Source organism: Spongiibacter sp. C9W (genome assembly GCF_057370015.1).
The window spans coordinates 2,059,391-2,083,656 of the sequence record NZ_CM170672.1; the positions used below are offsets into that span (position 1 = coordinate 2,059,391).

Annotated in this window: 28 protein-coding genes; 19 read left to right on the plus strand and 9 right to left on the minus strand. The window is 56.0% G+C overall.

Annotation, left to right across the window (positions count from 1 at the left end):
- Nucleotides 1-7: 7 nt before the first annotated feature.
- The 7 genes from AC2Q8J_RS09830 to AC2Q8J_RS09860 all read left to right on the plus strand — a co-directional run bounded on the left by AC2Q8J_RS09830 (nucleotide 8) and on the right by AC2Q8J_RS09860 (nucleotide 5,635).
- Entirely contained in the window at nucleotides 8-1,234 is a 1,227-nt protein-coding gene (locus tag AC2Q8J_RS09830; protein ID WP_486451175.1) for an acyl-CoA dehydrogenase family protein, read from the plus strand.
- 150 nt (nucleotides 1,235-1,384) lie between these two features.
- A complete protein-coding gene (locus AC2Q8J_RS09835; RefSeq protein WP_204994807.1) occupies nucleotides 1,385-1,573 on the plus strand; it encodes a hypothetical protein in 189 nt (62 codons plus the stop codon).
- Nucleotides 1,574-1,776: 203 nt separating this feature from the next.
- Nucleotides 1,777-1,956 (plus strand): hypothetical protein, encoded by a 180-nt coding sequence (locus tag AC2Q8J_RS09840; RefSeq protein ID WP_204994808.1) that lies wholly within the window; start codon nucleotides 1,777-1,779, stop codon nucleotides 1,954-1,956.
- 29 nt (nucleotides 1,957-1,985) lie between these two features.
- Nucleotides 1,986-2,657 carry a GMP/IMP nucleotidase gene (gene yrfG / locus AC2Q8J_RS09845; protein WP_286695219.1) on the plus strand — a complete coding sequence of 224 codons (672 nt, stop codon included), beginning with the start codon at nucleotides 1,986-1,988 and terminating at the stop codon, nucleotides 2,655-2,657.
- An 8-nt stretch (nucleotides 2,658-2,665) separates the two neighbouring features.
- Nucleotides 2,666-3,052, plus strand: coding sequence for an RNA-binding S4 domain-containing protein (locus AC2Q8J_RS09850; protein WP_027873293.1), 387 nt, complete (start codon nucleotides 2,666-2,668; stop codon nucleotides 3,050-3,052).
- Nucleotides 3,053-3,062: 10 nt separating this feature from the next.
- Nucleotides 3,063-3,914 carry an Hsp33 family molecular chaperone HslO gene (gene hslO, locus AC2Q8J_RS09855; RefSeq protein WP_424143550.1) on the plus strand — a complete coding sequence of 284 codons (852 nt, stop codon included), beginning with the start codon at nucleotides 3,063-3,065 and terminating at the stop codon, nucleotides 3,912-3,914.
- 170 nt (nucleotides 3,915-4,084) lie between these two features.
- Complete coding sequence (locus AC2Q8J_RS09860) at nucleotides 4,085-5,635, plus strand: phosphoenolpyruvate carboxykinase (RefSeq protein WP_204994811.1); 1,551 nt, start codon at nucleotides 4,085-4,087, stop codon at nucleotides 5,633-5,635.
- A 109-nt stretch (nucleotides 5,636-5,744) separates the two neighbouring features.
- Here AC2Q8J_RS09860 and AC2Q8J_RS09865 read toward each other — a convergent pair whose 3' ends face one another.
- Nucleotides 5,745-6,530: an esterase/lipase family protein gene (locus tag AC2Q8J_RS09865; protein ID WP_204994812.1), complete on the minus strand. Its 786-nt coding sequence runs from the start codon at nucleotides 6,528-6,530 to the stop codon at nucleotides 5,745-5,747.
- Between the two features lie 272 nt (nucleotides 6,531-6,802).
- Between AC2Q8J_RS09865 and AC2Q8J_RS09870 the strand changes: the two genes are divergently transcribed.
- The 4 genes from AC2Q8J_RS09870 (at nucleotide 6,803) to AC2Q8J_RS09885 (ending at nucleotide 11,020) form a co-directional block, all read left to right on the plus strand.
- Entirely contained in the window at nucleotides 6,803-7,249 is a 447-nt protein-coding gene (locus tag AC2Q8J_RS09870) for a hypothetical protein (RefSeq protein ID WP_486451176.1), read from the plus strand.
- 159 nt (nucleotides 7,250-7,408) lie between these two features.
- The gene (locus AC2Q8J_RS09875; protein WP_036255753.1) at nucleotides 7,409-7,891 is read left to right on the plus strand and encodes a phasin family protein; all 483 of its coding nucleotides are present in this window, start codon (nucleotides 7,409-7,411) and stop codon (nucleotides 7,889-7,891) included.
- A gap of 105 nt (nucleotides 7,892-7,996) precedes the next feature.
- Nucleotides 7,997-8,635 (plus strand): TetR/AcrR family transcriptional regulator, encoded by a 639-nt coding sequence (locus tag AC2Q8J_RS09880; RefSeq protein ID WP_204994814.1) that lies wholly within the window; start codon nucleotides 7,997-7,999, stop codon nucleotides 8,633-8,635.
- Between the two features lie 66 nt (nucleotides 8,636-8,701).
- Nucleotides 8,702-11,020, plus strand: a complete 2,319-nt coding sequence (locus AC2Q8J_RS09885) for a Tex family protein (protein ID WP_486451177.1) — start codon at nucleotides 8,702-8,704, stop codon at nucleotides 11,018-11,020.
- Between the two features lie 3 nt (nucleotides 11,021-11,023).
- Here AC2Q8J_RS09885 and AC2Q8J_RS09890 read toward each other — a convergent pair whose 3' ends face one another.
- The 5 genes from AC2Q8J_RS09890 to AC2Q8J_RS09910 all read right to left on the minus strand — a co-directional run bounded on the left by AC2Q8J_RS09890 (nucleotide 11,024) and on the right by AC2Q8J_RS09910 (nucleotide 14,386).
- Nucleotides 11,024-11,980 carry a PA2778 family cysteine peptidase gene (locus AC2Q8J_RS09890; RefSeq protein ID WP_486451178.1) on the minus strand — a complete coding sequence of 319 codons (957 nt, stop codon included), beginning with the start codon at nucleotides 11,978-11,980 and terminating at the stop codon, nucleotides 11,024-11,026.
- 6 nt (nucleotides 11,981-11,986) lie between these two features.
- Nucleotides 11,987-12,385: a PA2779 family protein gene (locus AC2Q8J_RS09895; RefSeq protein WP_204994817.1), complete on the minus strand. Its 399-nt coding sequence runs from the start codon at nucleotides 12,383-12,385 to the stop codon at nucleotides 11,987-11,989.
- An 84-nt stretch (nucleotides 12,386-12,469) separates the two neighbouring features.
- On the minus strand, nucleotides 12,470-13,009 hold the full coding sequence (locus tag AC2Q8J_RS09900; RefSeq protein WP_424145518.1) for a glycine zipper 2TM domain-containing protein: 540 nt from the start codon (nucleotides 13,007-13,009) through the stop codon (nucleotides 12,470-12,472).
- A gap of 123 nt (nucleotides 13,010-13,132) precedes the next feature.
- Nucleotides 13,133-13,900 (minus strand): adenosylcobinamide-GDP ribazoletransferase, encoded by a 768-nt coding sequence (locus AC2Q8J_RS09905; RefSeq protein ID WP_486451179.1) that lies wholly within the window; start codon nucleotides 13,898-13,900, stop codon nucleotides 13,133-13,135.
- Nucleotides 13,901-13,981: 81 nt separating this feature from the next.
- The gene (locus AC2Q8J_RS09910; protein ID WP_288362660.1) at nucleotides 13,982-14,386 is read right to left on the minus strand and encodes an Hsp20/alpha crystallin family protein; all 405 of its coding nucleotides are present in this window, start codon (nucleotides 14,384-14,386) and stop codon (nucleotides 13,982-13,984) included.
- Between the two features lie 163 nt (nucleotides 14,387-14,549).
- Here AC2Q8J_RS09910 and AC2Q8J_RS09915 point away from each other — a divergent pair, with 163 nt between their 5' ends.
- Together AC2Q8J_RS09915 and murI are read left to right on the plus strand one after the other, a co-directional pair.
- Nucleotides 14,550-15,029: a peroxiredoxin gene (locus tag AC2Q8J_RS09915; protein WP_286837446.1), complete on the plus strand. Its 480-nt coding sequence runs from the start codon at nucleotides 14,550-14,552 to the stop codon at nucleotides 15,027-15,029.
- A gap of 7 nt (nucleotides 15,030-15,036) precedes the next feature.
- Nucleotides 15,037-15,840: a glutamate racemase gene (murI, locus tag AC2Q8J_RS09920; RefSeq protein ID WP_486451180.1), complete on the plus strand. Its 804-nt coding sequence runs from the start codon at nucleotides 15,037-15,039 to the stop codon at nucleotides 15,838-15,840.
- Here murI and AC2Q8J_RS09925 read toward each other — a convergent pair.
- From AC2Q8J_RS09925 to AC2Q8J_RS09935, 3 genes are all read right to left on the minus strand, one after another.
- On the minus strand, nucleotides 15,827-16,165 hold the full coding sequence (locus AC2Q8J_RS09925) for a hypothetical protein (protein ID WP_027873305.1): 339 nt from the start codon (nucleotides 16,163-16,165) through the stop codon (nucleotides 15,827-15,829). The genes murI and AC2Q8J_RS09925 overlap by 14 nt on opposite strands.
- 109 nt (nucleotides 16,166-16,274) lie before the next feature.
- Nucleotides 16,275-17,288: a Rieske 2Fe-2S domain-containing protein gene (locus tag AC2Q8J_RS09930; RefSeq protein WP_288362663.1), complete on the minus strand. Its 1,014-nt coding sequence runs from the start codon at nucleotides 17,286-17,288 to the stop codon at nucleotides 16,275-16,277.
- Between the two features lie 186 nt (nucleotides 17,289-17,474).
- Nucleotides 17,475-18,182 carry a hypothetical protein gene (locus AC2Q8J_RS09935; protein WP_486451181.1) on the minus strand — a complete coding sequence of 236 codons (708 nt, stop codon included), beginning with the start codon at nucleotides 18,180-18,182 and terminating at the stop codon, nucleotides 17,475-17,477.
- Nucleotides 18,183-18,247: 65 nt separating this feature from the next.
- Here AC2Q8J_RS09935 and moaA point away from each other — a divergent pair, with 65 nt between their 5' ends.
- From moaA to AC2Q8J_RS09965, 6 genes are all read left to right on the plus strand, one after another.
- On the plus strand, nucleotides 18,248-19,240 hold the full coding sequence (gene moaA / locus AC2Q8J_RS09940) for a GTP 3',8-cyclase MoaA (RefSeq protein ID WP_486451182.1): 993 nt from the start codon (nucleotides 18,248-18,250) through the stop codon (nucleotides 19,238-19,240).
- A 5-nt stretch (nucleotides 19,241-19,245) separates the two neighbouring features.
- Nucleotides 19,246-19,728, plus strand: coding sequence for a cupin domain-containing protein (locus AC2Q8J_RS09945; RefSeq protein ID WP_486451183.1), 483 nt, complete (start codon nucleotides 19,246-19,248; stop codon nucleotides 19,726-19,728).
- A gap of 21 nt (nucleotides 19,729-19,749) precedes the next feature.
- On the plus strand, nucleotides 19,750-20,673 hold the full coding sequence (locus AC2Q8J_RS09950; RefSeq protein ID WP_486451184.1) for an AAA family ATPase: 924 nt from the start codon (nucleotides 19,750-19,752) through the stop codon (nucleotides 20,671-20,673).
- A 6-nt stretch (nucleotides 20,674-20,679) separates the two neighbouring features.
- A complete protein-coding gene (locus tag AC2Q8J_RS09955) occupies nucleotides 20,680-22,038 on the plus strand; it encodes a VWA domain-containing protein (RefSeq protein ID WP_486451185.1) in 1,359 nt (452 codons plus the stop codon).
- Between the two features lie 101 nt (nucleotides 22,039-22,139).
- Nucleotides 22,140-22,778, plus strand: a complete 639-nt coding sequence (locus AC2Q8J_RS09960) for a DUF502 domain-containing protein (RefSeq protein WP_286695234.1) — start codon at nucleotides 22,140-22,142, stop codon at nucleotides 22,776-22,778.
- Nucleotides 22,779-22,786: 8 nt separating this feature from the next.
- Nucleotides 22,787-24,247: a TrkH family potassium uptake protein gene (locus AC2Q8J_RS09965; RefSeq protein ID WP_486451186.1), complete on the plus strand. Its 1,461-nt coding sequence runs from the start codon at nucleotides 22,787-22,789 to the stop codon at nucleotides 24,245-24,247.
- Nucleotides 24,248-24,266 lie beyond the last annotated feature (19 nt).

Sequence of the window (24,266 nt, forward strand, 5' to 3'; positions counted from 1 at the left end):
GCTGACAATGGACTTCAAAGATACCCCCGAACAAGCAGCATTTCGCGCAGAAGTACGCCAATGGCTCACTGCCAATGCGCGCCCAAAACAAACCGGCGCGGGTCGCCCCTCCCAGGCCGAACGCTATGACGATGCCAAACGCTGGTACAAAAAAGTGGCCGACGCGGGATTTGCCTGTCTCGACTGGCCTAAAGAGTATGGCGGCGCCGGCTTGAGCCAGATCCACAAAGTGATTTGGTCTCAAGAAGTGGCCAATTATGCCGAGCCCGATGGCTACTTTGTTATTGGCATAGGCAACTGTGGCCCGGCGATTATGCACTTCGCCAGCGAGCAGCAAAAACAGCACTTGCTACCAAGAATGGCCAGCGCTGAAGATGTTTGGTGCCAAATGTTTTCAGAACCGAGTGCCGGCTCCGACGTCGCCGGGCTGCGCACCAGCGCAGTCAAGCAAGGTAACAAATGGGTAGTAAACGGCCAGAAAATCTGGACCTCTGGCGCCCAGCACTCGGACTACGGTGTTATTTTGTGCCGCACCGATACCGAGGTGTCTAAATACCGCGGCATGACGATGTTTTACATCGATATGCACCAGCCCGGCGTGGAGGTTAAGCCCATCAAGCAAATGGATGGCGACGCGCATTTTAATGAAGTATTTTTCAATGACGCCGAGATTCCAGACAGCCAGCGGCTCGGCGAGGTTGGCGGCGGCTGGGGCGCTGCGCTGTTAGTGCTCATGAACGAACGCCTGGCGATCTCCGGTGTCCAGCCGGACGGCTTCCCAGAGCTCCTGCAATTAGTCAAAACGCTGCAGATAGACGGCGAGCCAGTATCCGACAACCCCTCTGTGCGCGAGCACTTGGCCGATTGGTACTGCCAGCACGCCGGGATCAAGGCCTCCACCAACCGCATGCTCACCGCTGTGGCCAAAGGGGGAATGCCCGGCGCCGAAGCCGCGCTCGGAAAACTGGTCGGTGCCGTGATGAATCAAGACATTGCCAACTATGCCCTGCAATTGCTCGGTGAAAGCGGCCCGGTGATGAACCCCGACTTCGCGCCGCAGCAGGCCCACTTCCAGAAAACCGCCCTGTTCTCTCCCGGTATTCGCCTGGCGGGTGGTACCGATGAAGTCATGCGCAATATCATTGCCGAACAGGTATTAGGCATGCCTCAGGAGCCCAGAGCGGATAAGGGCATGGCATTCAAAGACATCCCATCCGGCAACCAATCTGCTTAGCCAGCATGTACGGAAGTGATAGTCGGTAGCGGCCAGGCCTGTTAACAGGCCCTAGGTAAATGCCGCTACCGACTATTGCGTATACGCAGGAAGATATGACATTGCTACAGTCACTCCAGTATTAAAAATACCGAATCACTGGGGGCTACCATGGCAACGCAATTTTTAAAGCGCCGCTCCAACGCGCAATTATCGGCAAAAAAAGACACCGACAGCATTTTCCGACCTCGGGCCGCCGCCCGCCGTCTTTCTCGCCTAGGCCTCAACCACAGCGAATGGTGGCTGAGCGTGGACTACGCGGAATTCATCGACGCCAGCGCCAACACCGCTCGCGCTTAAGCTCAGCAATTCACGTGATTATCAACACCGATATGCGGTGACACATCAACCAAGGCAACGTGTGCTAACACCGTGCACAGCGCACATTTTTCTGCAGCACTTCACTGATTACGGGCTTTTCCCTATACTGCTGCCGAGCCGCTATCACTATGGTTAACACTCGAACAGCGCAACTAATTAAGCGCACAGCAGAGGACACAGTGATGGCAACAGCAGCGAACAGCACAAACTCTATCTTCAGCGAAAATAAGCATCGCGGCCGCCCTATCGATCAATTCCGTAGCAACCGCGATGAGTGGTGGCTCAATGTGAACTACGCTGAAACCATTGATATGAAAGATGCCATTAGCCACCAGGCAATGCGAGTCAACGCGGCGCGCTAGTTTTCGCCGCGCAATTAGGGCGCGGCACTATGATTAACTGGCAAGACGTCGACACCGTTCTGTTAGACATGGACGGCACACTACTCGACCTGCACTACGACAATTTTTTCTGGACACAGCACCTCCCCCGCCGGTACACCGAGATTCATGGCGGCGACCTCCAAACCGTTAGTGAAGAACTGATCGCGCGCATCATGGCTGAGCGCGGCTCACTGAACTGGTACTGCCTCGACTACTGGTCTGAAGAGCTTCAGCTCGACATCACCGCGCTCAAACGCGAAATTAGCCACCTGATTCGCATGCACCCCAGCACAGAACGATTTTTGAATGCCCTGCAACGCAGCGGCCGGGATGTTTGGCTGGTCACCAATGCCCACCAGGGCGGCCTCGATATCAAGCTGGAAAAAACCGGCCTTGGTCAGTGGGTTCAGCGCATCATTACCTCTCACGAACTCGCACTGCCCAAGGAGGACGACACCTTCTGGCAAAAGCTCGCCCAACACTGGCATTACGAGCCCGCTCGCAGCCTGCTGATTGACGATACCGCCACCGTGTTAGACTCTGCCGCTCGCCACGGTATACGCCACTTAATTACCATGAAGCGACCCGACAGTCGCGCGCCCCTGCGCCAGGGGTTAAGCTACCCCGCTATCGAGCATTTTGACGAAATTCTGCCAATACCACCGCGAGACCGAGATTGAGCAAAGACATACAACGCCTTCGCCTGGATAAGTGGCTGTGGGCCGCCCGTTTCTACAAAACCCGCAGCATCGCAAAACAGGCCATAGAGGGCGGCAAAGTGCATTATAATGGCGCCCGCTGCAAGGTAAGCAAGGAAGTAGAAGTGGGCGGCATGCTAACGCTGCGCACCGGCTGGGACGAGCGCGAAGTCGAGATTATCGCTATCTCCGACCAGCGGCGTGGCGCGCCCGAAGCCGCCTTACTCTACCGCGAAACCGACGCCAGTATCGCCAAGCGCCAGCAGAATGCGGCCGACCGGAAAGCGCTGGGGGCTGCAGCGGGGGTGCTGCGCAGCGAGCGCCCCAATAAGAAACAGCGCCGCCAAATTCACCGATTCCGCGAACAACAGGACTAAACAGCCCCTTATGAGTGATCAAGTTCACCGCTTCATTTTCGACGGCAGTGATGTGCGAGGCGTGCATATCCAGATCCAGCAAAGCTACCGCGAGATGCTGGAAAACCACCACTACCCGCCAGCCGTCGCGGCTTTGCTGGGGGAATTCTTGGTTGCCGCAGCCCTGCTGAGTGTGACCATTAAATTTCGCGGCAGCCTGATTCTGCAGGTTCGCGGGGACGGCCAGGTCCCACTCATTATGGCCGAGGCAAATTCCAACGGCGATATTCGCGGCATTGCTCGCGACGCCGGCCAGGCGATCGGCGAGGACTTTCATAGCCTGCTGGGCAACGGCCAGCTAGCCATCACTATCGACCCTGAAAAAGGGCAACGTTATCAAGGGATTGTCAGCTTAGATGGCGCGAATCTCGGCGCGTGTATAGAGGCCTACTTCCGCCAGAGCGAGCAATTGGCCACCCGCTTGTGGCTATCCGCCGATGGCGAAACCGCCGCGGGCATCCTGCTACAAGAGCTGCCGGAGCAACAAAGTGATGCCGCCGTTTGGCAGCACCTCACCACCCTGGCCGATACCGTTCAACAAGAAGAGCTACTGACACTCAGCGCAGACCGCTTGCTGTACCGCCTGTACCACCAAGAAACGGTGCGGGTATTCGAGCCCAAGTCGCTAAAATTCGTCTGTAGCTGCAGCCAGCAACGCATGGAATCCGCACTGGTTTCTCTGGGTCGAGAAGAGCTGGAGAGCATTCTCAGTGAGCAGGGGAAAATAGATAGCCACTGCGAGTTCTGCCACCGCCAATTCCACTTTGACGCCGGGGATATTGCCAATCTCTTTGGTGACCCAGCGCCCAACACTCGACATTGAGTGAAAAAAAACCAAAATCGCCGCAGATCGGCGGCGATCAGGGTTAGCGCCGCTTGGCGATTTTTGCAATAATAGCCGCCTTCAAAATCTGGCCACCCGCGCGGGGGGTTTACCCCGATCAACTGTGACCTCCTAATGTCCCCAGGGACGACGTGACAGGAATACCGAGAATGAGTGCTGAAACAACTGTTTATAAAGATTTAACCCCCGCCCAATTAATCGAGCAAGCGCTGGCCCGCGGCGAAGGCCAACTGGCCGACACAGGCGCGCTGGTGGTAACCACTGGCAAGCGTACCGGCCGTTCTCCCGGTGACCGCTTTGTTGTTCAAGAGCCATCAACGGCTGACAGCATCGATTGGGGCAGCGTTAACCGCCCCTTCGACGCCGCCAAATTTGATGCGCTGTGGAGCCGTGTAGAAGACTACCTCGCCGACCACGATCGCTTCGTTTCTAACTTGCACGTTGGCGCTCACGAAGATCACTACATTCCCGTTGTCGTTAACACGCAAACCGCTTGGCAAGGCCTGTTTGGTCGCAACATGTTTGTACGCCCTGAGAAGTACAACCCAAAAGCCAAGGAAGAGTGGACAATTCTGAACTGCGCCGGCTTTGTATGCGATCCCGAGCGCGACGGCACTAACTCTGACGGCTGCGTCATCATTAACTTCGCCCAGCGCAAAGTACTGCTGGCAGGCATGCGTTACGCCGGTGAAATGAAGAAAGCCATGTTCTCTGTGCAAAACTTCCTGCTGCCCGAGAAAGACGTTATGCCAATGCACTGCTCAGCGAACGTCGATGAGCAAGGCAACACCACCTTATTCTTTGGCCTGTCTGGCACGGGTAAAACTACCCTGTCTGCCGACCCTAGCTGCTACTTGATCGGCGACGACGAGCACGGCTGGGCGAAGGGCTCGGTATTCAATATTGAAGGCGGCTGCTACGCTAAAACCATCAACCTGAGCCAGAAGAACGAGCCCATCATCTGGGACGCCATCCGCTTCGGCGCCATCGTTGAAAACGTAGTAATCGACCAAAACAGCCGCACCGCAGACTACGATGACACAAGCCTGACGGAAAACGGTCGCTGCTGTTACCCACTGGAAAACGTTGAAAAACGCGTTATCGAAAATGCCGCCGGCGAACCGAAAACCGTTATCTTCCTGACTTGTGACGTGTCAGGCGTTTTACCTCCGATCTCTATCCTGTCCAAAGAAGCGGCGGCTTTCCACTTCCTGAGCGGCTACACCGCCCGCGTTGGCTCAACTGAGCTGGGCGCAGAAGCAGGTATCCACCCCACTTTCTCCACGTGCTTTGGTGCGCCCTTCATGCCGCGTCCCGCAGGCGAATACGCCGAGCTGTTGATGAAGCGCATCGAAGACTTCGACTCTCAGGTTTACCTGATCAACACCGGCTGGACTGGCGGCTCAGGCGCTGCTGGCGGCACCGGTTCGCGCTTCCCCATCCCAGTGACTCGCGCTGTGGTTGCCGCGGCACAAAGTGGCGCGTTGATCGGCGCAGAAACCGAGCAACTGGATATTCTGAACCTGACTATCCCCAAGGCAATTCCGGGCGTAGACGACAAATACATCAACCCACGCAAGGCTTGGGGCGACGAAGCAGCCTACGACCAGGAAGCCAGCAAATTGGCGAAACTGTTCCAAGAGAACATCACCAAGTTTGACGTCTCTGACGCTATCGTAGCCGCTGGCCCGAAAAGCTAAGCGAATAATAGCCGGATAGCAAAAAGGGCAGCCCTTGGGCTGCCCTTTTTTATGCGCGACGGTTTCATACTGAAACCGCCCGTCACTGCGGCACTTCTCTATTAGCGTATTACGCGACGGCCAAGTGCTCACTCACGTGGAATAACCGGCGGCGCAGGCCCGTCAATTCAAAGGGCCGCCACTGACCCTCTCGTTGAGAGAGACGGTCGGCCAAGGCATACAGCACTGCCAAATTATGGGTCATCCCCATATGGCTCGCTGGTACCCGTAAATTTTCGCTCTGTTCGCCCGGTTCCTGATGAACGCAGTACTTCCAATCCACAATACCGTCACTGGCGCTATACATCGCCGTAGAAGGCACTGGCGGCGCACTGCACCACTCCTCCCGCCAATTCAGCATGGGGTCATCCATCGCCCCAGGGTTAAGCATTTCGTATAACTTCAACACAGGGCCGGATACACCGCGCATTTCCGGAATATTTACCGGCGAGCCCAGTGTCACCACCTGGCGAATAAAGTCGGGATTCCGCTGGGCAAGGCTGCGAGCATATATGCCACCCAGGCTCCACCCCACCAGACTGACTTTACGCCCATAGCGGCTCGCCAAATCCTTTACATGGCGCTCGAAATTCAGGTAAACCTGCTCGCGCAGCCCTGTATTCAGCCCCTGCTCCCAACCATAGGCATCGAACCCAGCTTGACGCAAAGCTCGTCGCATTACCGAGGTTGCGACATCGCTGGTCATAAATGACGGCGCAATCACCACTGGGTGACCGTCGCCTGAAGATAAATGACGGTGAAAACCGCGCATGGAGACTGCCGAAAAAATCTCTGCAAGAGAACGCAACTCTTTCGCGGTACTGCGTGAGGCCGCAGCATTAGTGCTAGTTTCCATCTTTTTCTCTCTTATTATTCGGGTTCGTAACAGCGACCCTGTCATATTATCTAAACAATATTCGGCGGCACTGGCAATCCTTTCCGTCACCTCCTACCAGCCGTGAGATAATTCGACCCTCTGCGACACAATGTTTGGAAACGTGCACTTTAGTATGCCCTTTCTAATTTTTATGCGTAACGTTCACCCCATACAGCGAGACCGGCGGCCAGCAGTTTGCGCCGTCGCTGATAACACACATTACGGGGCACCCCCCAAGAGAGGAACGTACTATGAGCGACGCAAAAACTAACTTCGTTGAGAAAGCAAACACTGTTGCCAAAGATGTATTTTTGGCTCAACTGGGCTTGGCTGGTAAAGCGTTTGAGCAAAGCCAAGAGCTGGCTAAATTGGCCGAAGAAAAAATCAAGGCAACTGAAGCTAAGTACAAAGATCTGTACGCAAAGCGCAACGAAATTTTTGAAGGCCTGGTAAGCCGTGGCGAGCAAGTACAAAGCAGCGCCATTGCCAAGTTTGAAGAAAGCAAAGAGCAAGTTGTTGCCAAGATCAACGAAACAAAAACCGAAGCGACTGCCAAGCTTGAGTCAGTAAAAAGCGAAGCGGTAGACGTGCGCATTAAAGAGCTGCGTGAAAGCCTGGAAAGCAACCTCGAAAAGGTAAAAGGCTTGGTTTCTCGCAAGAGTGAAGATGCTATAGCAACAGAAGCTGCTGCATCGTAATTGAGCATTTTGGCGGTCACTTTGACCGCCTACCCCCCTAGGTCCTTACCCTAACTATGCTTTGCACGATGCGCCAACTTGGTCATCGTGCTTTTTTGCATCAGTGCGGAGCTCCACTCTCACTGCTGCGCAAAAACGTTTCGCACATTGGAGAATCTTATGAGCAACGACAGCAAGAAAAGCCTGAAAGACGTTTCTTCTCAAGCCGGTGAACTGGCAAAAAGCATTTGGCTGGCTGGCCTTGGTGCATACGGCCGCGCCTACGACGAAGCACAAGAAGTCTACGAAAAAGCAAGCAAAGACAGCCCACGCCTGTTCAAAGAGTTGGTCGACAAGGGCAACAAACTGGAAGTGCAAGCTCGCGAAAAACTGGGCGAAGCCAGCAATATTGGCAAGACTATTTCCATTGAAGAGCGCATCAGCAAAATGCGCGCAAGCCTGGGCTTTGGTCACACTGCCAGCGCCGACGACCTCGAGCGTCTCGAGAAAAAACTGGATGCACTGAGCAAGAAAGTCGATGCACTGAGCAAGGCCAGCAAAGCGCCAGCAAAGGCGGCCCCCGCTAAGAAAGCTGCCGCGAAGAAAACTGCAGCCAAAAAAGCGCCCGCGAAAAAGGCCGCTGCAAAGAAAGCTGCCGAGTAAGCCCTTCGCGACCCGCTTTTTAGCGGGTCGCGTCCTCTCTGGACAAGCGCCCACAGGCGTGTCACTTTAACGCCCTGTCGATGAATATGGGTGGTTAACTCAGGGATGAAAACCCGCGAAAAAATCCTGCTGGCAAGCTTGGCCCTGTTCAATGACGAGGGCGAAGCCAACGTCACCACCGTCGATATCGCCAATGAGCTGGACATCAGCCCCGGCAATCTCTACTACCACTTCCACGGCAAAGAAGAAATTATCGAAGAGCTGTTCTCTGCCTTTGAGCTAGAGCTCAGCGATATTCTGCAAGCCCCGCTGCAAAAAAGCCTAAGCCCCCAAGACGCTTGGTTTTATCTGTATATTGTTTTTGAGCAACTGTTTAAGCACCGTTATTTATACCGCAACCTCAACGATATTTTACAGCGTTACCCCGATATCGACCGTCGCTTCCGCAAACTACTCAATCTAAAATTACAAGCTGCCGAAGCCGTTGCCGAAGAGCTGGTCGCCGCGGGAATTCTGGACACCACCGGCACACCACTTTCGCGCCTCTGCGACAACGTCGTACTCAATCTCACATTCTGGCTAAACTACAACAGCCTGAGAGAGAAAAATTGCGCCGACGAGATCACCATCCACCGAGGCGTCTTTCATCTTATGTCGCTGGTTGCCCCCTATCTCACGGCGGACTTCCGCTACTTCTACGACGAGTGCTGCACCCTTTTCGACGTATTAACCAAAGACGCCTAAAACCTCGCCGCGAGCGCGAAGTTTCTGCATAATGTGGCGTTTTTACGCGGTATCAGGCCACACATTATGCAAGCAATTTCGAGTCGTATTGCCCAGGAATTGGGCGTAAAGGAATCACAGGTCAGCGCCGCTGTTAACCTGCTTGATGACGGCGCCACGGTCCCCTTTATTTCTCGTTACCGAAAAGAAGTCACCGGCGGGCTCGACGATAGCCAAATGCGCGAGCTGGAGAGCCGCTTAGGCTACCTTCGCGAAATGGAAGAGCGCCGCGATAGTATTCTTAACAGCATACGCGAGCAGGGCAAACTCAGCGCCGAACTTGAGGCAGATATTCTGGCGGCAGATAGCAAGAATCGACTCGAAGACCTCTATCTCCCCTACAAACCCAAACGCCGCACCAAGGGCCAAATTGCCATAGAGGCTGGCCTGGAACCGCTGGCCAATGCCCTGTTCGACAACCCAAACCTCGACCCGAACACTGAGGCAGCCGCTTACATCGACGCCGAGCAGGGTCTTGCCGACAGCAAAGCCGTGCTAGACGGTGCCAAATATATTCTTATGGAGCGCTTCAGCGAAGACGCCAACTTGATCGCCAAGCTGCGTAGTTACCTGTGGGAAAACGCGCAGCTGAGTAGCACGGTAATGGCTGGCAAAGAAGAAGAGGGCGCAAAATTTCGCGACTATTTCGCGCACAGCGAGCCGCTAAAAAGTGCCCCCTCTCATCGCGCTTTGGCCATGTTCCGCGGCCGCAATGAGGGCATTCTGGCGCTGAGCTTGGTCGCGGGTGAGCCGGAGGTCAAAATTCACCCCTGTGAACTGATGCTGGCAGAACACCTATCCATAGAGGATCAAGGTCGCCCCGCCGACAGTTGGCTACGGGAAGTACTGCGCTGGACCTGGCGAATCAAACTCTACACCCACCTTGAGACCGATCTGCTTGGCCGGCTTCGAGAGCAAGCCGACGCCGGCGCCATTGAAGTGTTTGCCAGAAACTTAAAAGACCTTCTACTCGCCGCCCCAGCAGGGCCACGTGCGACCATCGGGCTCGACCCCGGCCTGCGCACCGGTGTTAAAGTCGCAGCGGTTGACGCCACCGGCAAGGTATTGGATCACGGCGCTATTTTCCCGAATCCACCGCAAAATCGACAAGCAGAGGCCGCTGCCAGCCTGCTCGCGATGATTAAAACTCACAATATAGAATTGATCGCCATCGGTAACGGCACCGCCAGTCGCGAGACCGAGCGCTTTGTTAAAGACCTGCTTTCCGCCCACCCCGAACTGGGCTGTACCAGTATCATGGTCAACGAGTCAGGGGCATCGATCTATTCCGCATCGGAGTACGCGGCGCGGGAATTCCCCGACCTGGACGTAACCATCCGCGGGGCCATTTCTATCGCCCGACGATTGCAGGATCCGCTGGCCGAACTGGTGAAGATAGATCCCAAGTCCATTGGTGTTGGCCAGTATCAACACGATGTCTCGCAAACGGCGCTGTCTCGTAGCCTGGAAGCCGTCGTTGAGGACTGTGTTAACGCCGTCGGCGTGGACGTGAATACCGCATCACCTGCGCTGTTGTCGCGGGTGTCGGGGCTCAATCAGTCGATATCGGCGAATATTGTCGACTACCGCAACCAGCATGGCGCCTTCCGCAACCGCGCGCAGCTGATGGAAGTCACTCGCTTTGGGGCCAAAACCTTTGAGCAAGCCGCCGGCTTTTTACGCGTAATGGGCGGTGAAAACCCTCTGGACAGCTCTGCGGTTCACCCAGAGTCTTACTCCGTAGTGGAAAAAATTGTGCAGCGCTGCGGCCGAGAGGTCAGTAACCTGATCGGTGACAGTCGCTTCTTGAAAAGCCTCAACGCCGCCGACTACGCCGACGACAGCTTCGGTATCCCCACCGTCAGCGATATTATTAACGAGTTGGATAAACCGGGCCGCGACCCGCGGCCAGAATTCAAAACCGCCGAATTCAAAGATGGCATTGAAAAGATCTCTGACCTTGAAGCCGATATGGTGCTGGAAGGCGTAGTAACCAATGTGACTAACTTTGGCGCCTTTGTGGATATTGGCGTTCATCAAGATGGTTTGGTCCATATTTCTGCGCTTTCAGAGAGCTTTGTAAAAGACCCTCACAGCGTTGTGAAGGCCGGCGATATCGTGAAAGTGAAGGTCATGGATGTTGATGCCGCGCGTAAGCGTATTGCCCTGTCCATGCGCCTGAGCGATCAGGCCAGCGATCACCAAGCCGAGGGCAGGGGCGGCCGCCGACCTGAACGCAGTAATCGCGACGTCAAACAGCAGCAGAAAAAACAGCAAAACGCCCCCAGCGGCACGATGGCAGCGCTCTTTGCTCAAGCGAAACAGGGCAAAGGCAAACGCCTGTAGCGGCTATTGCGGGAGCCGCTCCGGGCAGCTCCCGCGCAGGGCACTGCCCCCTGGCCGCTGCAGTAAATCATTGCGACTATCCGCAATATTTTCGTCCTGCGGCGCCAAGGCCAATGCACGTTCCAGGGCATCAAGGGCGAGCTGCGAACAACCCTGCGCATGCAGGGCGTAGGCATAGTTATTCCAGACTGACGCGCGTTCTGACGCAATCGTAAGTGCACGCTCATAGCTATTTATCGCACCAGCGAAATCACCCTGAGTATAGGCGGCATTGGCCAGGGCCAGCCATGCCAACACGCTGCCTGGCCATTCATTTACCGCGCGCTGATAAAAGTCCATCGCACGCTTAGTATCACCGGTTTCCTCAAAGGCGTGGGCACTCTTCAAATAGGAAACAGGCATTGCCGTGACCGGCATCACCGATGCCGGAACCAGCACTCTCGCCCAGTGTTTTGCCCGCGCCCACGTTGCAGCAAACGTTGCGAAACCCAGCCGATAATATGCCTTCTCGCCAGAGTGCAGGAGCAGGGTACTGGAACTGAGGTCATAGCCCACTGCCAGCGCATAATGCCACTGCGGCCACCAGCTCAAACCGAGGTTTTGTAGCACCAAAACCGGGTTACCCGCATTGAGCTCTCTTAATAAGTCTTCGAATTTTGGTGCGAGAGGATAGGGCAACAAACCGATGCGTCTTCCCGCGGCTTGCATATCAACCGTTAAACTACCCTTGCGCTCGGGCATAAAACTCATGTCAGCGACAGACTGCTGATCAATGTGAATATCGCGATAATTCGCCACAGAGCTTAACGCCGCGGGACCGCAGTAATAGGCCTGCTGAGCAACGAAGGGAACATCGAGCTTACGAGTCTCTGCCAAGTCATTCAGGGTGGCAGGGGGAAGTGTGGGAACACTGCTGCAGGCAACCAGCAGCAGCGCCCATATAACAAGTAAAGAACGCAACGGTCTTTAGTTGGCCGCGTTCACAAAGGGAAAGATGTCGGTAATCCCGAGTACATCGGTAATGAAAAACACCAGCACAACAAAGGCGAGTAAACCCACCGCACCTGCACCGGCGGGCATATCGTCCATATTTGCTTTTAGGCTGGCCAGCTCATCTGCCGTCAGCGCATCGATGCGGGCATCGACATCGTCGATAGAGATACCGAGGTCAAGCAAGCGCTCGCGAACATCGTCGCGGTCGAGCGCCGACTTCAACGCCGCTTTGTCCTCGGCAAGGCTGTACTCACTGATCGTCACCGACGTATCGACCATGGCCGCAGAGGCCGTCGTCGCGGCCAGGCCCATCCACGAGAGCAATACACTCATAAAGATCGCGGCTAACTTTCGTGATTTATTAAATTTCATACTCTCTCCCATTTTTGTCGAAAAAGATTACCTGCAGAGCTGACCGTGAAACGCAGCGCCATATCGTCCAGCGTTACGTGCTAGCTAGCCCCCTGGGTTTTCCAGCACCAGCTCGCCATTAACAACAGGAATCTGCTCGCCCGGGCGCTGCGCTAAGGTAACGGTGCCCGGCTCACCATCAAGACTATAGCTGACTTCATAGCCAATGACGCGCTGCTTAGGGTCTTGCAGGGTTTGGCAGCGGCGCTCTGTGCGGGTTTGCACATTCTTGCTCTGCATATCTTCCTGAATACGCTTGCCCGCGTAGCCACCTGCAGCCGCCCCCGCCACTGTCGCGAGCTTTTTACCGTTCCCGCCACCCACTTGCTTACCGATAACCGCGCCGAGTACAGCGCCGACTACCGTGCCAGCTATTTGATTGCTGTCGCGGCTCGGTGCCTGCTCCTGCACCACCTCGTCGTAACACTCTTCACGGGGGACAAAATAGGTTTCGGTAATTGGCTCAACAGACAATACCTGCGCATAGCGCGGCTGCGACTCCAGGTAGTGGTAACCGCCATAGCCACCCGCCGTGGCCAGCGCAACCGCACCAACACCAGCGGCAACAACTGCAAACTTAGACATTGTTATCTCCTCTTACTGATACTTCTCTGACCAGCGAGCGCCGACAAAGTGCGCCGCTAAAAGGAACAACAATTTACAGTCGCCGTTCAGCTGCGGTTCAGCGACATCTTTGCCTGCTGACAACTACAGTAAGATCACTAAGTAGATAAGTATTTCACTCAGTTGCTGCGCCGCCCCCAGTGCATCTCCGGTATACCCTTGTATACGGCGCGACAAATACCGCCCAAAACCCAGCCGAAAGCCCCCCAAAATCAGCAACAAGAGCAGCCACTGCGAGGCCTGTGCAAAGCCTGATAACAACAGAACAGGCAGCCCTGCCAATAGCCAGTCACTCAGTGATAGCGCGGTCGCCAGAGGCTTCGACTTTCCTTCACCGCTCACATAGGGCATATCGATCAGAAAGGAGATGGCCAACCAACGGCTCACCACTTGCGCGATAAGGATTCCGCCAACCGCTTGGGCGATCGGCATCGCCGCCAAGCTCGCTGCCTTAATGGCTAGCACCATGAATAACGCGGCGGTGCCATAGCTGCCGATGCGCGAGTCTTTCATGATGCGCAGCACGTCATCGCGGCGCCATCCGCCGCCAAAGCCATCGGCGCTGTCGGCCAAACCATCCTCATGAAAGGCGCCTGTCAGCAACAAGCCCACTGCCATACTCAACAGCACCGCCAACAGCGGGTTATTAAACAGCGCAAAAAAAACCAGCAAGGCAATAGCCGTTACGCCACCAATCAGCAACCCCACGAGAGGAAAGTAGCGCGCTGTACCATCAAGCTTTTCGGGGCTGAAGTCAGGGTCTTGGGGAACAGGAATACGACTCAAAAAGCCCAGCGCCAGCAGGAATATTTGCCACTCGCGACGCAGTGACGCTTTATCAAAGGGGGGCATAGGAGAGGGCTCAGTGATTAAAAACCCTGCGATTCCAGCACAGGCAATTAAGCCCTGCAAGGGCAGGGCTTAACAGGGGGCCTATTGAACGGTGATACGACGCGGCTCCGCTGCCGCAAGTTTAGGTATGTGTAGCGCCAGGACGCCGTTTTCTACCTTAGCAGCAATCTTCTCCTGATCCACGGTATCGGGCAGCGAGAAGCGGCGAACAAATTCTCCTTGCCAGCGCTCGTTTACCGCCAACTTTGCGTCGGCATAGTCGATAGTGCGCTCGCCCTTAACCGTTAGCACGCCGCCGTCAACGCTGACCTCAATCGCCTCTCGGCTGATACCGGGAACATCCATACTTAGCAGGTAGGCGTCGCCCGCCTCACTGATATCCACAGCAGGCGCCCACGCACGACGCGCCTTCTCGGCCGGCTCACCGCGGCTATCAAAATTGCGGCTTAGGTCTCCAAATAATGTGAAGGGCAGATAGCTATTCATAAAACCACCTCCAATAACGCTTCAACACAATTTCAGCTTTCGCTGTTGAACATTATCTGGGTATTGGCGTCGCATATTTCAAGTGCATGTCGACACGCTATTAGCTCTGCTACACTTGTCGCGCAGCACAAACTCCTCTTTTTTCTGGTTAAAGGACAACGATATGAGCATCCAAGCTGGCGATAAAATCCCCGACGTTACGCTCAAAGTTATGGGCGAAAAGGGCCCCCAGGACATCACCACTGGCGACATATTTAGCGGTAAGAAAGTTGTGCTGTTTGCCGTGCCCGGTGCCTTCACCCCCGGCTGTAGCCTCACCCACCTACCTGGCTATGTCGTGCACGCCGACACGATCAAAGCCAAGGGTGTCGACAGCATCGTGTGCATGTCGGTCAACGACGCTTTTGTGATGGATGCCTGGGGTAAGAGCCAAAACGCTGAACAGCTGCTCATGCTCGCCGACGGCAACGCAGAACTCACCGCCGCACTGGGCCTGGAAATGGATGCCAGTGGCTACGGCATGGGCAAACGCAGCCAGCGCTTTGCTTTAATTGCAGAAGATGGTGTCGTAAGCTTTATTGCCGTTGAGCCAGCCGGTGGCGTCGATGTCAGCGCCGCTGAAAAGATTATTGAACAGCTGTGATCCGGGAATGAATAGTGTTGAGCACCGCCCCCAGGTGCTGGTGTTCGACAGCGGTGTCGGTAGCCTGAGCATCGGCGCCGAAATCCACCATTTGCTTCCCGATATTGACCTGCTCTACGCGATGGATCGCGGCGGCTTCCCCTACGGCATGTGGCAGGAGGATGCACTGGTAGAACATATTCTCCAGCGTATTCACACCTTGCTACAGCGCCATCGCATCGATATCGTGGTGGTCGCATGCAACAGCGCCAGCACTGCCGTGCTACCCAGTTTACGACAGCAAGTCTCCCTTCCTGTTGTGGGTGTCGTGCCCGCCATTAAGCCTGCCGCCCTGCAAAGCAAAAGCCGTGTTATTGGCCTGCTCGCCACGCCCGGCACCATAAAACGGCGCTACACTGCCGAGCTAATCGACACCTTTGCCAGCGACTGCACCGTGCTATCGGTAGGAGCAGAAGCGCTGGCACCGGCGGTGGAAACGTTATTCTGGCAGGACGAGGATTCCCCTGACGTTTGGCAGAGTGTGGCAGCCGCATTTCACCAACACCCCAGCGCAAAAGCGCTGGACACAATCGTATTGGCTTGCACCCACTTCCCTCTGGTTAAACCACAACTAGCCAAACACCTCCCGGGAATCCATTGGATAGATTCTGGTGAAGCCATTGCGCGGAGAGTGAAAGATTTGCTTGAAAATAATCGCTACATTCGCGAAGGCAAGGGGCGTCAACGCGCGTGTATTCTCGGGGCAGAAGCGGCCAGCCAGACTCTGGGCGATAAGCTCGCCACCCGCGGCATTGAACTCATCGCAGATTAAAGCGCTCAGCCTCGCGGTTATAACGCTCCACCGCCGCCGACATCTCCGCCATCGCGGTATTGTAACGAGCGATGCGCTCTAACCGGCGTTGCGCCGTGTCATACCCGGTTCCCTTGGCGGTTTTTTCCATGGCGTCCAGGCACTTTAGGTAACGACCTTGCTCGTCGACATAACGCTCGAGTTGCTGGCGCAGCTGTTGCATCTCGTCGCGGCTTGCCGCCTCGCCATCGGGGAACTGCTTGGGCGGCGCAGGCAGTTTGCAGGCCGCCCAGCTGGATAGGGGCATCAGGCAAACGATCCAAAGCAGGATGACTGCGCGCTTCATTGCATCTCCAGAAAGAGTAGGTTGCGCACTAGTATAGCTGCTACCCATACAAAAAAGGGCGCCCAGTTGGACGCCCTTTTCATTTATCTGACCAGATTCACACTTGCCCTTACAGCGAGCGTGGGTCGAAGCCACCGGCATAGAACTGAGAATACCATTTGCGGAATTTCGCGATAGGGCCGTCGCCGTCACACAAAATTGGCAGTGGGCGATAGATCTTGTTTTCCCAGATGGGCTTATCTTCCTCAAGCTGGCCAACGATATTGGCGATAATCGCCGCGTTCACACCACCTTTCTGTACTTCACCGTTAACCTTGGGCTGGGTGAAGGCAAAGCGGACATGCACCGTGTCATCGTCAATCGGCGTAGTTAGCCCCATCAAGAAGGTATCGGCGATACCTTCAAACTTAGTGAAACCCTGGCCGGGGCCAGCGCTACCAGTACGGATTGAGCCGCGTACCTCACCGCGTGGCGTCGGCATGTTGGCCTGCTGCAAACCGCGCACCATAGGGCCGTCGTAGGTGGTTTCCCACTCGGGGAACGACGCCGTACCGTGGACATATTTAAAGTGAGCAGGGTCAGCCGCATTTTCTGCCATTTCCTGAGCGTGAGTATTCAGAATCCATTCGTAGCGATCCAGCGGTGACCAATCGTCAGAGTTTGCCTCGTCGTGCTCAATAACTTCCCACTTCGGCGCTTCGCCTTCTGGGTGGTACCACGCCCAAATAACTTGGTTAATTTCACGCACCGGGAAAGACTTCAAACACTTCTGGCCCTTCACTTTAGGCGGCATATTCTTCGCGTAAGGAACCTCAACACATTCACCTTCCGGGCTAAACTTCCACGAGTGGAAAGGGCAGACAATATTGTTACCTTCTATACGACCACCACCGGTGCCCGAACGCTCGTGAATACCGTGGCCCAGGTGAGCACCGAGGTGGGGACAGTACGCTTCCATCAATACCGCGCGACCGGCTTCTGTACGAAACAAGACCAGCTCTTGGCCGAAGTAATGCACAGCGCGGGACTCGCTGGGAGCCAGTTCGTCAGAAAAAGAAACCGCAAACCACCCATACGGCATGGGCATGGGGTAGCGTTTCACAGTAGTTGTTGTGGTAGTCATTGACTTGTCCTCAGCTCTAACGCAGAAAGATCGCCGCAAGGCGGCTAAAAACCCTATAAAAAGAAGGCCTATTCACGACCTCCAGAGTAAACGTTGCCAGCTGCCAGACAATGACAAAATGAGACATCCCACTGGCAAAATACGACAGTGGGGGATTCTAAGGCCAATAAAAAAACGGTCTCTTCGCTACTGGCGCCAGCTGCGCAGCTTCTCCATGAACACATCGGCGCCCATGCGAATTAGCGACTCATCAGCAGAACCGGGCTTGGCACCGGTGTAAATAATGGCTTCTTGTACAGCGATTTCCTTGGCGACATCTTCCAGTGTTTGCTGGTCCACCTCTTCGCCGTCAGCCGTTTCAATACGCCCCTCGGCCGCCGCACGGATCTGCGCCGCCTGCTCACTGTCTGGATCTATCCCCGCACGCTCCATCACCGCTATGGCAGCAAAACGCTCACTGGCCTGGCGGTGTGAAATCGCTTCACCCTGCGCATTATAAGCACCGTCGTTGGGCTTATCCGCAATTTCTGGCGATTGCCCCATGCTTATGCGAATCATCGCCGCCTCTTGCGAATAGGGGTCGACACCCGCTTTTTTGACCGCCGCCTCTACAGCGACGGCATCTGCTAATGCGCTGGCCGATATCGCCTGACCAAAGCGGTCGTAGACCTGCCAATCGGCACGCGCCTGGGCACCACCTGCGTTGCCCTTGGCGGCGTAGGTATCGCCAGTTTTTTGCTTGTTTTTACCGTGAGCATGCCCCTGTGCGGGCTCTCCCGGTGCTTTATTCTGGCCGGGCGCATGGGCCTTGCCGTAAGCATTGCCATTTCCGGGTTCAGCTTGCACAAGGCTTGCGCAGGCAAGCAGCATTACAATCGCCAGGCTGTATTTCATAAACACTCTCTCAACATGTTATTGCTTACAGGCTACCCGCCCGCAGGCTGTGATAATATCGACGGATGACTACAGCCACTCCGCCACTGCAAGATCGATTTGGTCGCCAGGTAGACTACCTGCGCCTCTCCGTTACCGACCGCTGCGATTTTCGCTGCGTCTACTGCATGGCCGAGGACATGACCTTTCTACCCCGGCGCGACATCCTTAGTCTGGAACAACTCTACGACATTGGCGCCGCATTTGTGCAATTGGGTGTCACAAAAATTCGTTTGACCGGCGGCGAACCGCTGGTGCGCCGCAATGTGCTGTCTCTGGTGGAGCGCTTAGCGTCGCTGGACGGCCTCGAACAATTAAATATGACCAGCAATGGCGCCCAGCTGGATCGCTATGCTGAGCCCCTGTATCGCGCGGGCTTAACCGGCATCAATATCAGCCTGGACAGCCTCCGCGAAGATCGCTTTAAAGAGCTGACGCGCGTTGGCGAACTGAGCAAGGTATTGGCCGGCGTCGACGCCGCCAAAGCCGCCGGTTTTGAGCGGATTAAATTGAATGCGGTCATTATGAACGGCCGCAACGACGACGAGATCCTGGACTTGGTGGATTTCGCCCGCGACCGCCACGTCGATATCAGCTTTATTGAAGAAATGCCCCTCGGCCATATCAGCGAGCACGACCGGGCGCTCAGTTTCTGCAGCAGCGATGAGATTCATCGGCGCATACACGCGCGCTACCCACTTACCGCCAGCGCGGAAACCAGCGGCGGTCCGTCGCGCTATTACCGTATGGCTGACAGCGCAAGCCGGGTTGGTTTGATCTCTCCCCACAGCCACAACTTCTGCCATCTCTGCAATCGCGTGAGGCTGACCGTTGAGGGGCGTTTATTGCTTTGCCTGGGCAATGAATACTCCGTCGACCTCAAAAGCGTGCTGGAAAACCAGCCAGAACAGCTTCAGCAACGAATTATCGACGCCATGGACATCAAGCCTGAGCGCCACCACTTCGACCTGAATGATGAGCCTCAGATCGTGCGTTTTATGAATACCACTGGCGGCTAAGCGCCATGCAAGCGCAGCAAATTATCGAGCAGCTTAAACTGGAAGCCCACCCCGAGGGAGGCTATTTCAGACGCAGCTTTACCCACCCACAAACCACTGGCGACGGCAGTGGACAGCGCCCGCTGATGAGCAGCATCTATTATTTGCTCACCGCCGACAGCACCACTGGCTACCTGCACCGCAATCGCAGCGGCATCCTGCATTTTTGGCAGGGCGGCTCCCCCCTTCACTACACGCTCTTGAAAGAAAACGGCGGTGTTGAGCACCTTGTCATGGGCCCAGACCTCGAAAAGGGACAGCATCTGCAGCTCTATGTGCCCGGCGGATGGTGGAAAGCCTCCCAGCTCAAAGAAGGCGACTACGGCTTGATCTCCGAAGCGGTTAGCCCGGGTTTCGACTACCGCGACCATGAATTTGCCAACGCCGACGATATTCAGGCAGGCTACCCACGGCACTGGCAATCTCTGCAGCAACTAGTGCGGCCCTAGGCAGCGAACACAGGACTCTGTATGAATACGGCGAGACAAGCCATCGATAAACTGATTTCACAGCTGGCCGAGCAGGGCTACATCGCCAGCGAGCAAATCGCTACCACCCTGCACCTTGCCCGCGCGCTCCAGCGCCCTATTCTGATTGAGGGGCCGCCCGGCGTTGGCAAGACCGAGCTCGCCAACGCTAGTGCGGCGATGCTCAAGTTGCCGCTGTTTCGACTGCAGTGTTACGAAGGTTTAGACGAAAGCAAGGCACTGTACGACTGGAAATACAGCAAGCAACTGCTCTATGTGCAAGTGCTAAAAGAGCAGCTACAAGGCATTCTTGGCGGCGCCAACGACCTGTCCGCAGCCGTGGAACGCCTGCACAACTTTGATGACATTTTCTACTCAGAGCGGTTTCTGGAACCTCGCCCTCTGCTCAGCGCGCTGCAAAGCGATGACGGCGCCGTACTCTTGATCGATGAAATCGACAAAGCCGACTACGAATTTGAATCGCTGCTGCTGGAGATCCTCGCCGACTTCGCGGTCACCCTGCCGGAAATTGGCACCCTGCGTGCCAAACACAAGCCGCTGGTGCTTTTGACCAGTAACAATACCCGCGACCTCAGCGATGCACTCAAGCGACGCTGCCTGCACCTGTACATCCCCTTTCCCGAAGCAGAGCTAGAGAGCCGCATCGTGCAAAGCCGGGTACCAGACGTCGCCGACAGCCTGCGCCAACAGCTGGTCACTTTTGTGCACGGGGTTCGTCAGCTCGACCTGAAAAAACAACCGGCCATCAGCGAAACGATCGACTGGGCGCGCAGCCTGCTTCTGCTCCATGCCGACAGCCTGTCCGCCGCACTGGTTGATGACAGCCTGAATGTGCTGCTGAAATACGAGGAAGATATCAACATCGTGCAGCCTGAAATCACCCGCCTACTCAGCCAGCGTTACTGAAACAACGTGGAAGCCACCTTACTGCAGTTTATTCGCCACCTGCGCCATGCCGGGGTCGGTATTTCCACCGCAGAAACGCTAGACGCCATGCAAGTTGCTGTCAGCCTTGGCTATGGTGATCGCCAGCTTTTACACGACGGCTTGGCGAGCTGCCTAGCGAAGTCAGAGGAACAACGTCAGTTGTTCAGCCGCTGCTTCGCCCAATTCTTTGACCTGGCAGAAACACCCAACGACACCACACACACCGTCGACCCAGAGGCACAACAAGACCGCAGTGCCGACGACGGCGAAACCGCGGGCGAGGGCGAGGGCCAAGGGCAGGGTGGCGGTGGCGGCATGGGCAGCGATGCACTGCGCGCGGAGCTGATGCGCGCCGCAGGCGACGTCGACTTGGCCGCAATGCAATACCCCACCCAACGCGGCATATTCCGCCGCCGCATCCTCGACGCCCTCAATGACAGCGGCCGCCGCGAGCGTATCGCCCAATTGGCCAGTGGCAGCCCACCAGAGCAACAACAGGCTCGGTGGCTGGAACGCGAGCGGGAAACGCAACTGGCACAACTCAGCGAACTGCTAGACCGGCAATTATTGCTCAACAACAATGCCGCTACCCGCGAGTTTCAAGAAACCTTAATGCGCGATAGCCAGCTGTCGGCACTGGACACCTACTACCGCGACCGCCTGCCGCCGCTGATACGCAAGCTAGCCAAAAAACTCGCCGCCAAGCACCGGCAGCGTTATCGGCGCGCCAAATGCGGCCGCTTAGACCTCGGCAAGACCTTGCGCCGCAACATCGCACTCGGAGGGGTTCCCTTCCATCGCTACTGGAAAAGCACCCGCCGCGAAAAAAGCGAAATTTTTGTGCTGTGCGACCTCAGTGGCTCGGTTAGCAACTGGTCGCAAGTGCTAATGCTGTTTATGCAGGCCCTGGCCGACGTACTCCCCAACACACGCAGTTTTGTTTTCTGTGGCGAAAGCGTTGAAGTCAGCGAGCTATTCCGCCAGCACGATGCCGACGAGGCCCTCGCGATTATTCAGCAGCGCCACGGTATGGGCAGCAGCGACTACGGCCGCGCGCTGAACAGCTTTCGCCAGTTAGTTGAAGAGCGCGTCAATCGCCGCAGTACCATCATTATTCTCGGCGACGGCCGGGGCAACGGCGGCGACACCGGCATTGCCGCACTGCGAGAGCTCTACCACCGCGCCCGCCTGGTGCTGTGGTTCAATCCAGAATCCCAGAGCCGCTGGAATACAGGTGACTCGGAAATACGCCGCTACCAGACGGCGTGTCACTACGTGGCGGAATGCGGTTCACTGCGCAAGCTCGAGCGTTTGCTGGACGAGCTGCTGACACTGATTCGGTAAAAAACGGCAAATATTGCCATTAGTTTCGCAAGCGGTCGTGCCGAGCGCGAACAAACTGTTTACTATTAGCACCGCCGACAAGCAGGAATCCGCGAGTCATCATGAATAAGTTCAAGCACTTTATCGGCCAGTCATTTATTGGCGGCATCCTTGTTATCGCCCCGATTGTTATCCTGCTGCTGGCATTGCGCTGGGCGGTAAATGCCGTGCAAAGTTTGATCGCGCCGCTCACCGAGCCACTGGTGAAAATTAGCGGTGCGCCACCTGCTTTGATCGATGTTGTTGTTATTGCACTGATTTTATTCGCCTGCTTCGTGGTGGGAACCTTGGTCGCCACCAGCGCCGGTCGCTTCGCTCAGGGCTTTATCGACCGCCACCTGTCACGTTTCGCCCCCGGCTACCGGCTGATCCGCGACATCCTTCAGCAAATGTTTGGCAACGACAGCAACTCGCCCTTTACCCGCGGCGAGGTCGCCATCGTTCAGCTCTACGGCCGCGACGTTCCCACCCAAGCCACCGCCATCGTCACCAGTCGCCACGACAATGGCTGGTTTAGCGTATTCGTTCCCACTGGCCCCAACCCCACCTCGGGCTTTGTATACCACCTTCCCAGTGATTGCGTTACCTTGCGGCCCGATATAAAACTCGACGCGGCATTTAAATCCATTATTGCCTGTGGCGCCGGTTCCGCTGAATTGGGCGTGTGTCGCAATAACGACTTACCACTGGGCGCAGAGTAGGATCCACCATGAGCCCCCAGCGCCTGATGATGCCCGTCGTCAAGGTCTGCAGCTTTACCATCGCCGTCTTCGGCCTGAGCCTGATGCTGCCACTGGCCACCGCATGGATTTACAGCAGTGACAACGCCGCGGCCTACACACTGGTGCTGCTCGTCTGCGAAAGCCTGGCACTGGCCGGCGCCATAGCCACCTGGAATTACCAGATTCACGCGCTCACGCCGCGCCATATGTTCTTAATTACCAGCGTGAGCTGGCTGCTGATGTCCCTGCTTGGTGCCTTACCGCTGCTATTAACAGACACGGTGTTCAGCCTTAGCGATGCCGTTTTCGAGTCGACTTCAGGGCTGACGACAACCGGCTCAACGGTGCTTACCGGCCTGGACAATCTGCCCGCCGACATCCTGCTGTGGCGCTCCATGTTGCAATGGATAGGCGGCCTCGGCGTTATTGCCATGGCCGTGGCGATACTGCCATTCTTACGCGTTGGCGGGATGCGCCTTTTTCAAACAGAGTCCTCCGACTGGTCAGACAAAGCGCTGCCGCGCGCCAAGACGATGATCAGCCGGATCATCTATTTTTACCTGGTACTCACCGCGCTGTGTACCGGCGCTTATATGCTGGCCGGAATGGACAGCTTCCACGCCATTAACCACGCGATGACCACGCTATCGACGGGCGGCTTTTCCACCTCGGACAATTCCTTCGCTCAGTTCGACGACCTGGGAAGCCACTGGGTGGCGATTGTGTTTATGATGATCGGTGCGCTGCCGTTCACCCTTTATGTGCAATCGCTGTCACAACGGCGCTGGCTATTGTGGAAAGATCAGCAGCTGCGCGGCTTCGTATTGATCGTCATCGCTGCCTGTTTAATCCTCAGCCTCTACCAAATACTGGTGAATCATCAGGCGCCGCTGCGCGCCCTGACACTGTCCAGCTTTAACCTTATCTCGGTAATCAGTACGACCGGCTTCGCCAGCGGTGACTACAGTCACTGGGGGCCATTTGCCGCCGCACTGTTTTTCTTCGCGACGTTTATGGGTGGCTGCTCGGGCTCGACCAGCGGCGGGGTGAAAATGTTTCGCTTCCATCTGCTCGCCATTAGCCTGAAGGAATCGCTTTCACGGGCCCTGCACCCCCGCGCGGTCGTACCGAGGCGCTACAATGGCCACAAGGTAGACGACGCGATTCTTCTGTCATCCGTTGCCTATTTATTTGTCATGCTGATCAGCCTGATGCTGATTACCTTATTGCTCAGCTTCAGTGGCGTCGACTTCGATACTGCGCTCACGGGGGCCAGCACCGCACTGATGAATGTTGGCCCGGGGCTGGGGGAGTTGATCGGGCCAGCTGGCAACTTCGCCAGCCTGAGTGATACCAGCAAGTGGATTTTAAGTGTGGGAATGCTACTCGGACGCTTGGAATTTATTACCGTGTTGGTGCTGTTCACCCCGGCCTTCTGGCGCAGCTAAGTTTCACCGCGGGCGAAAC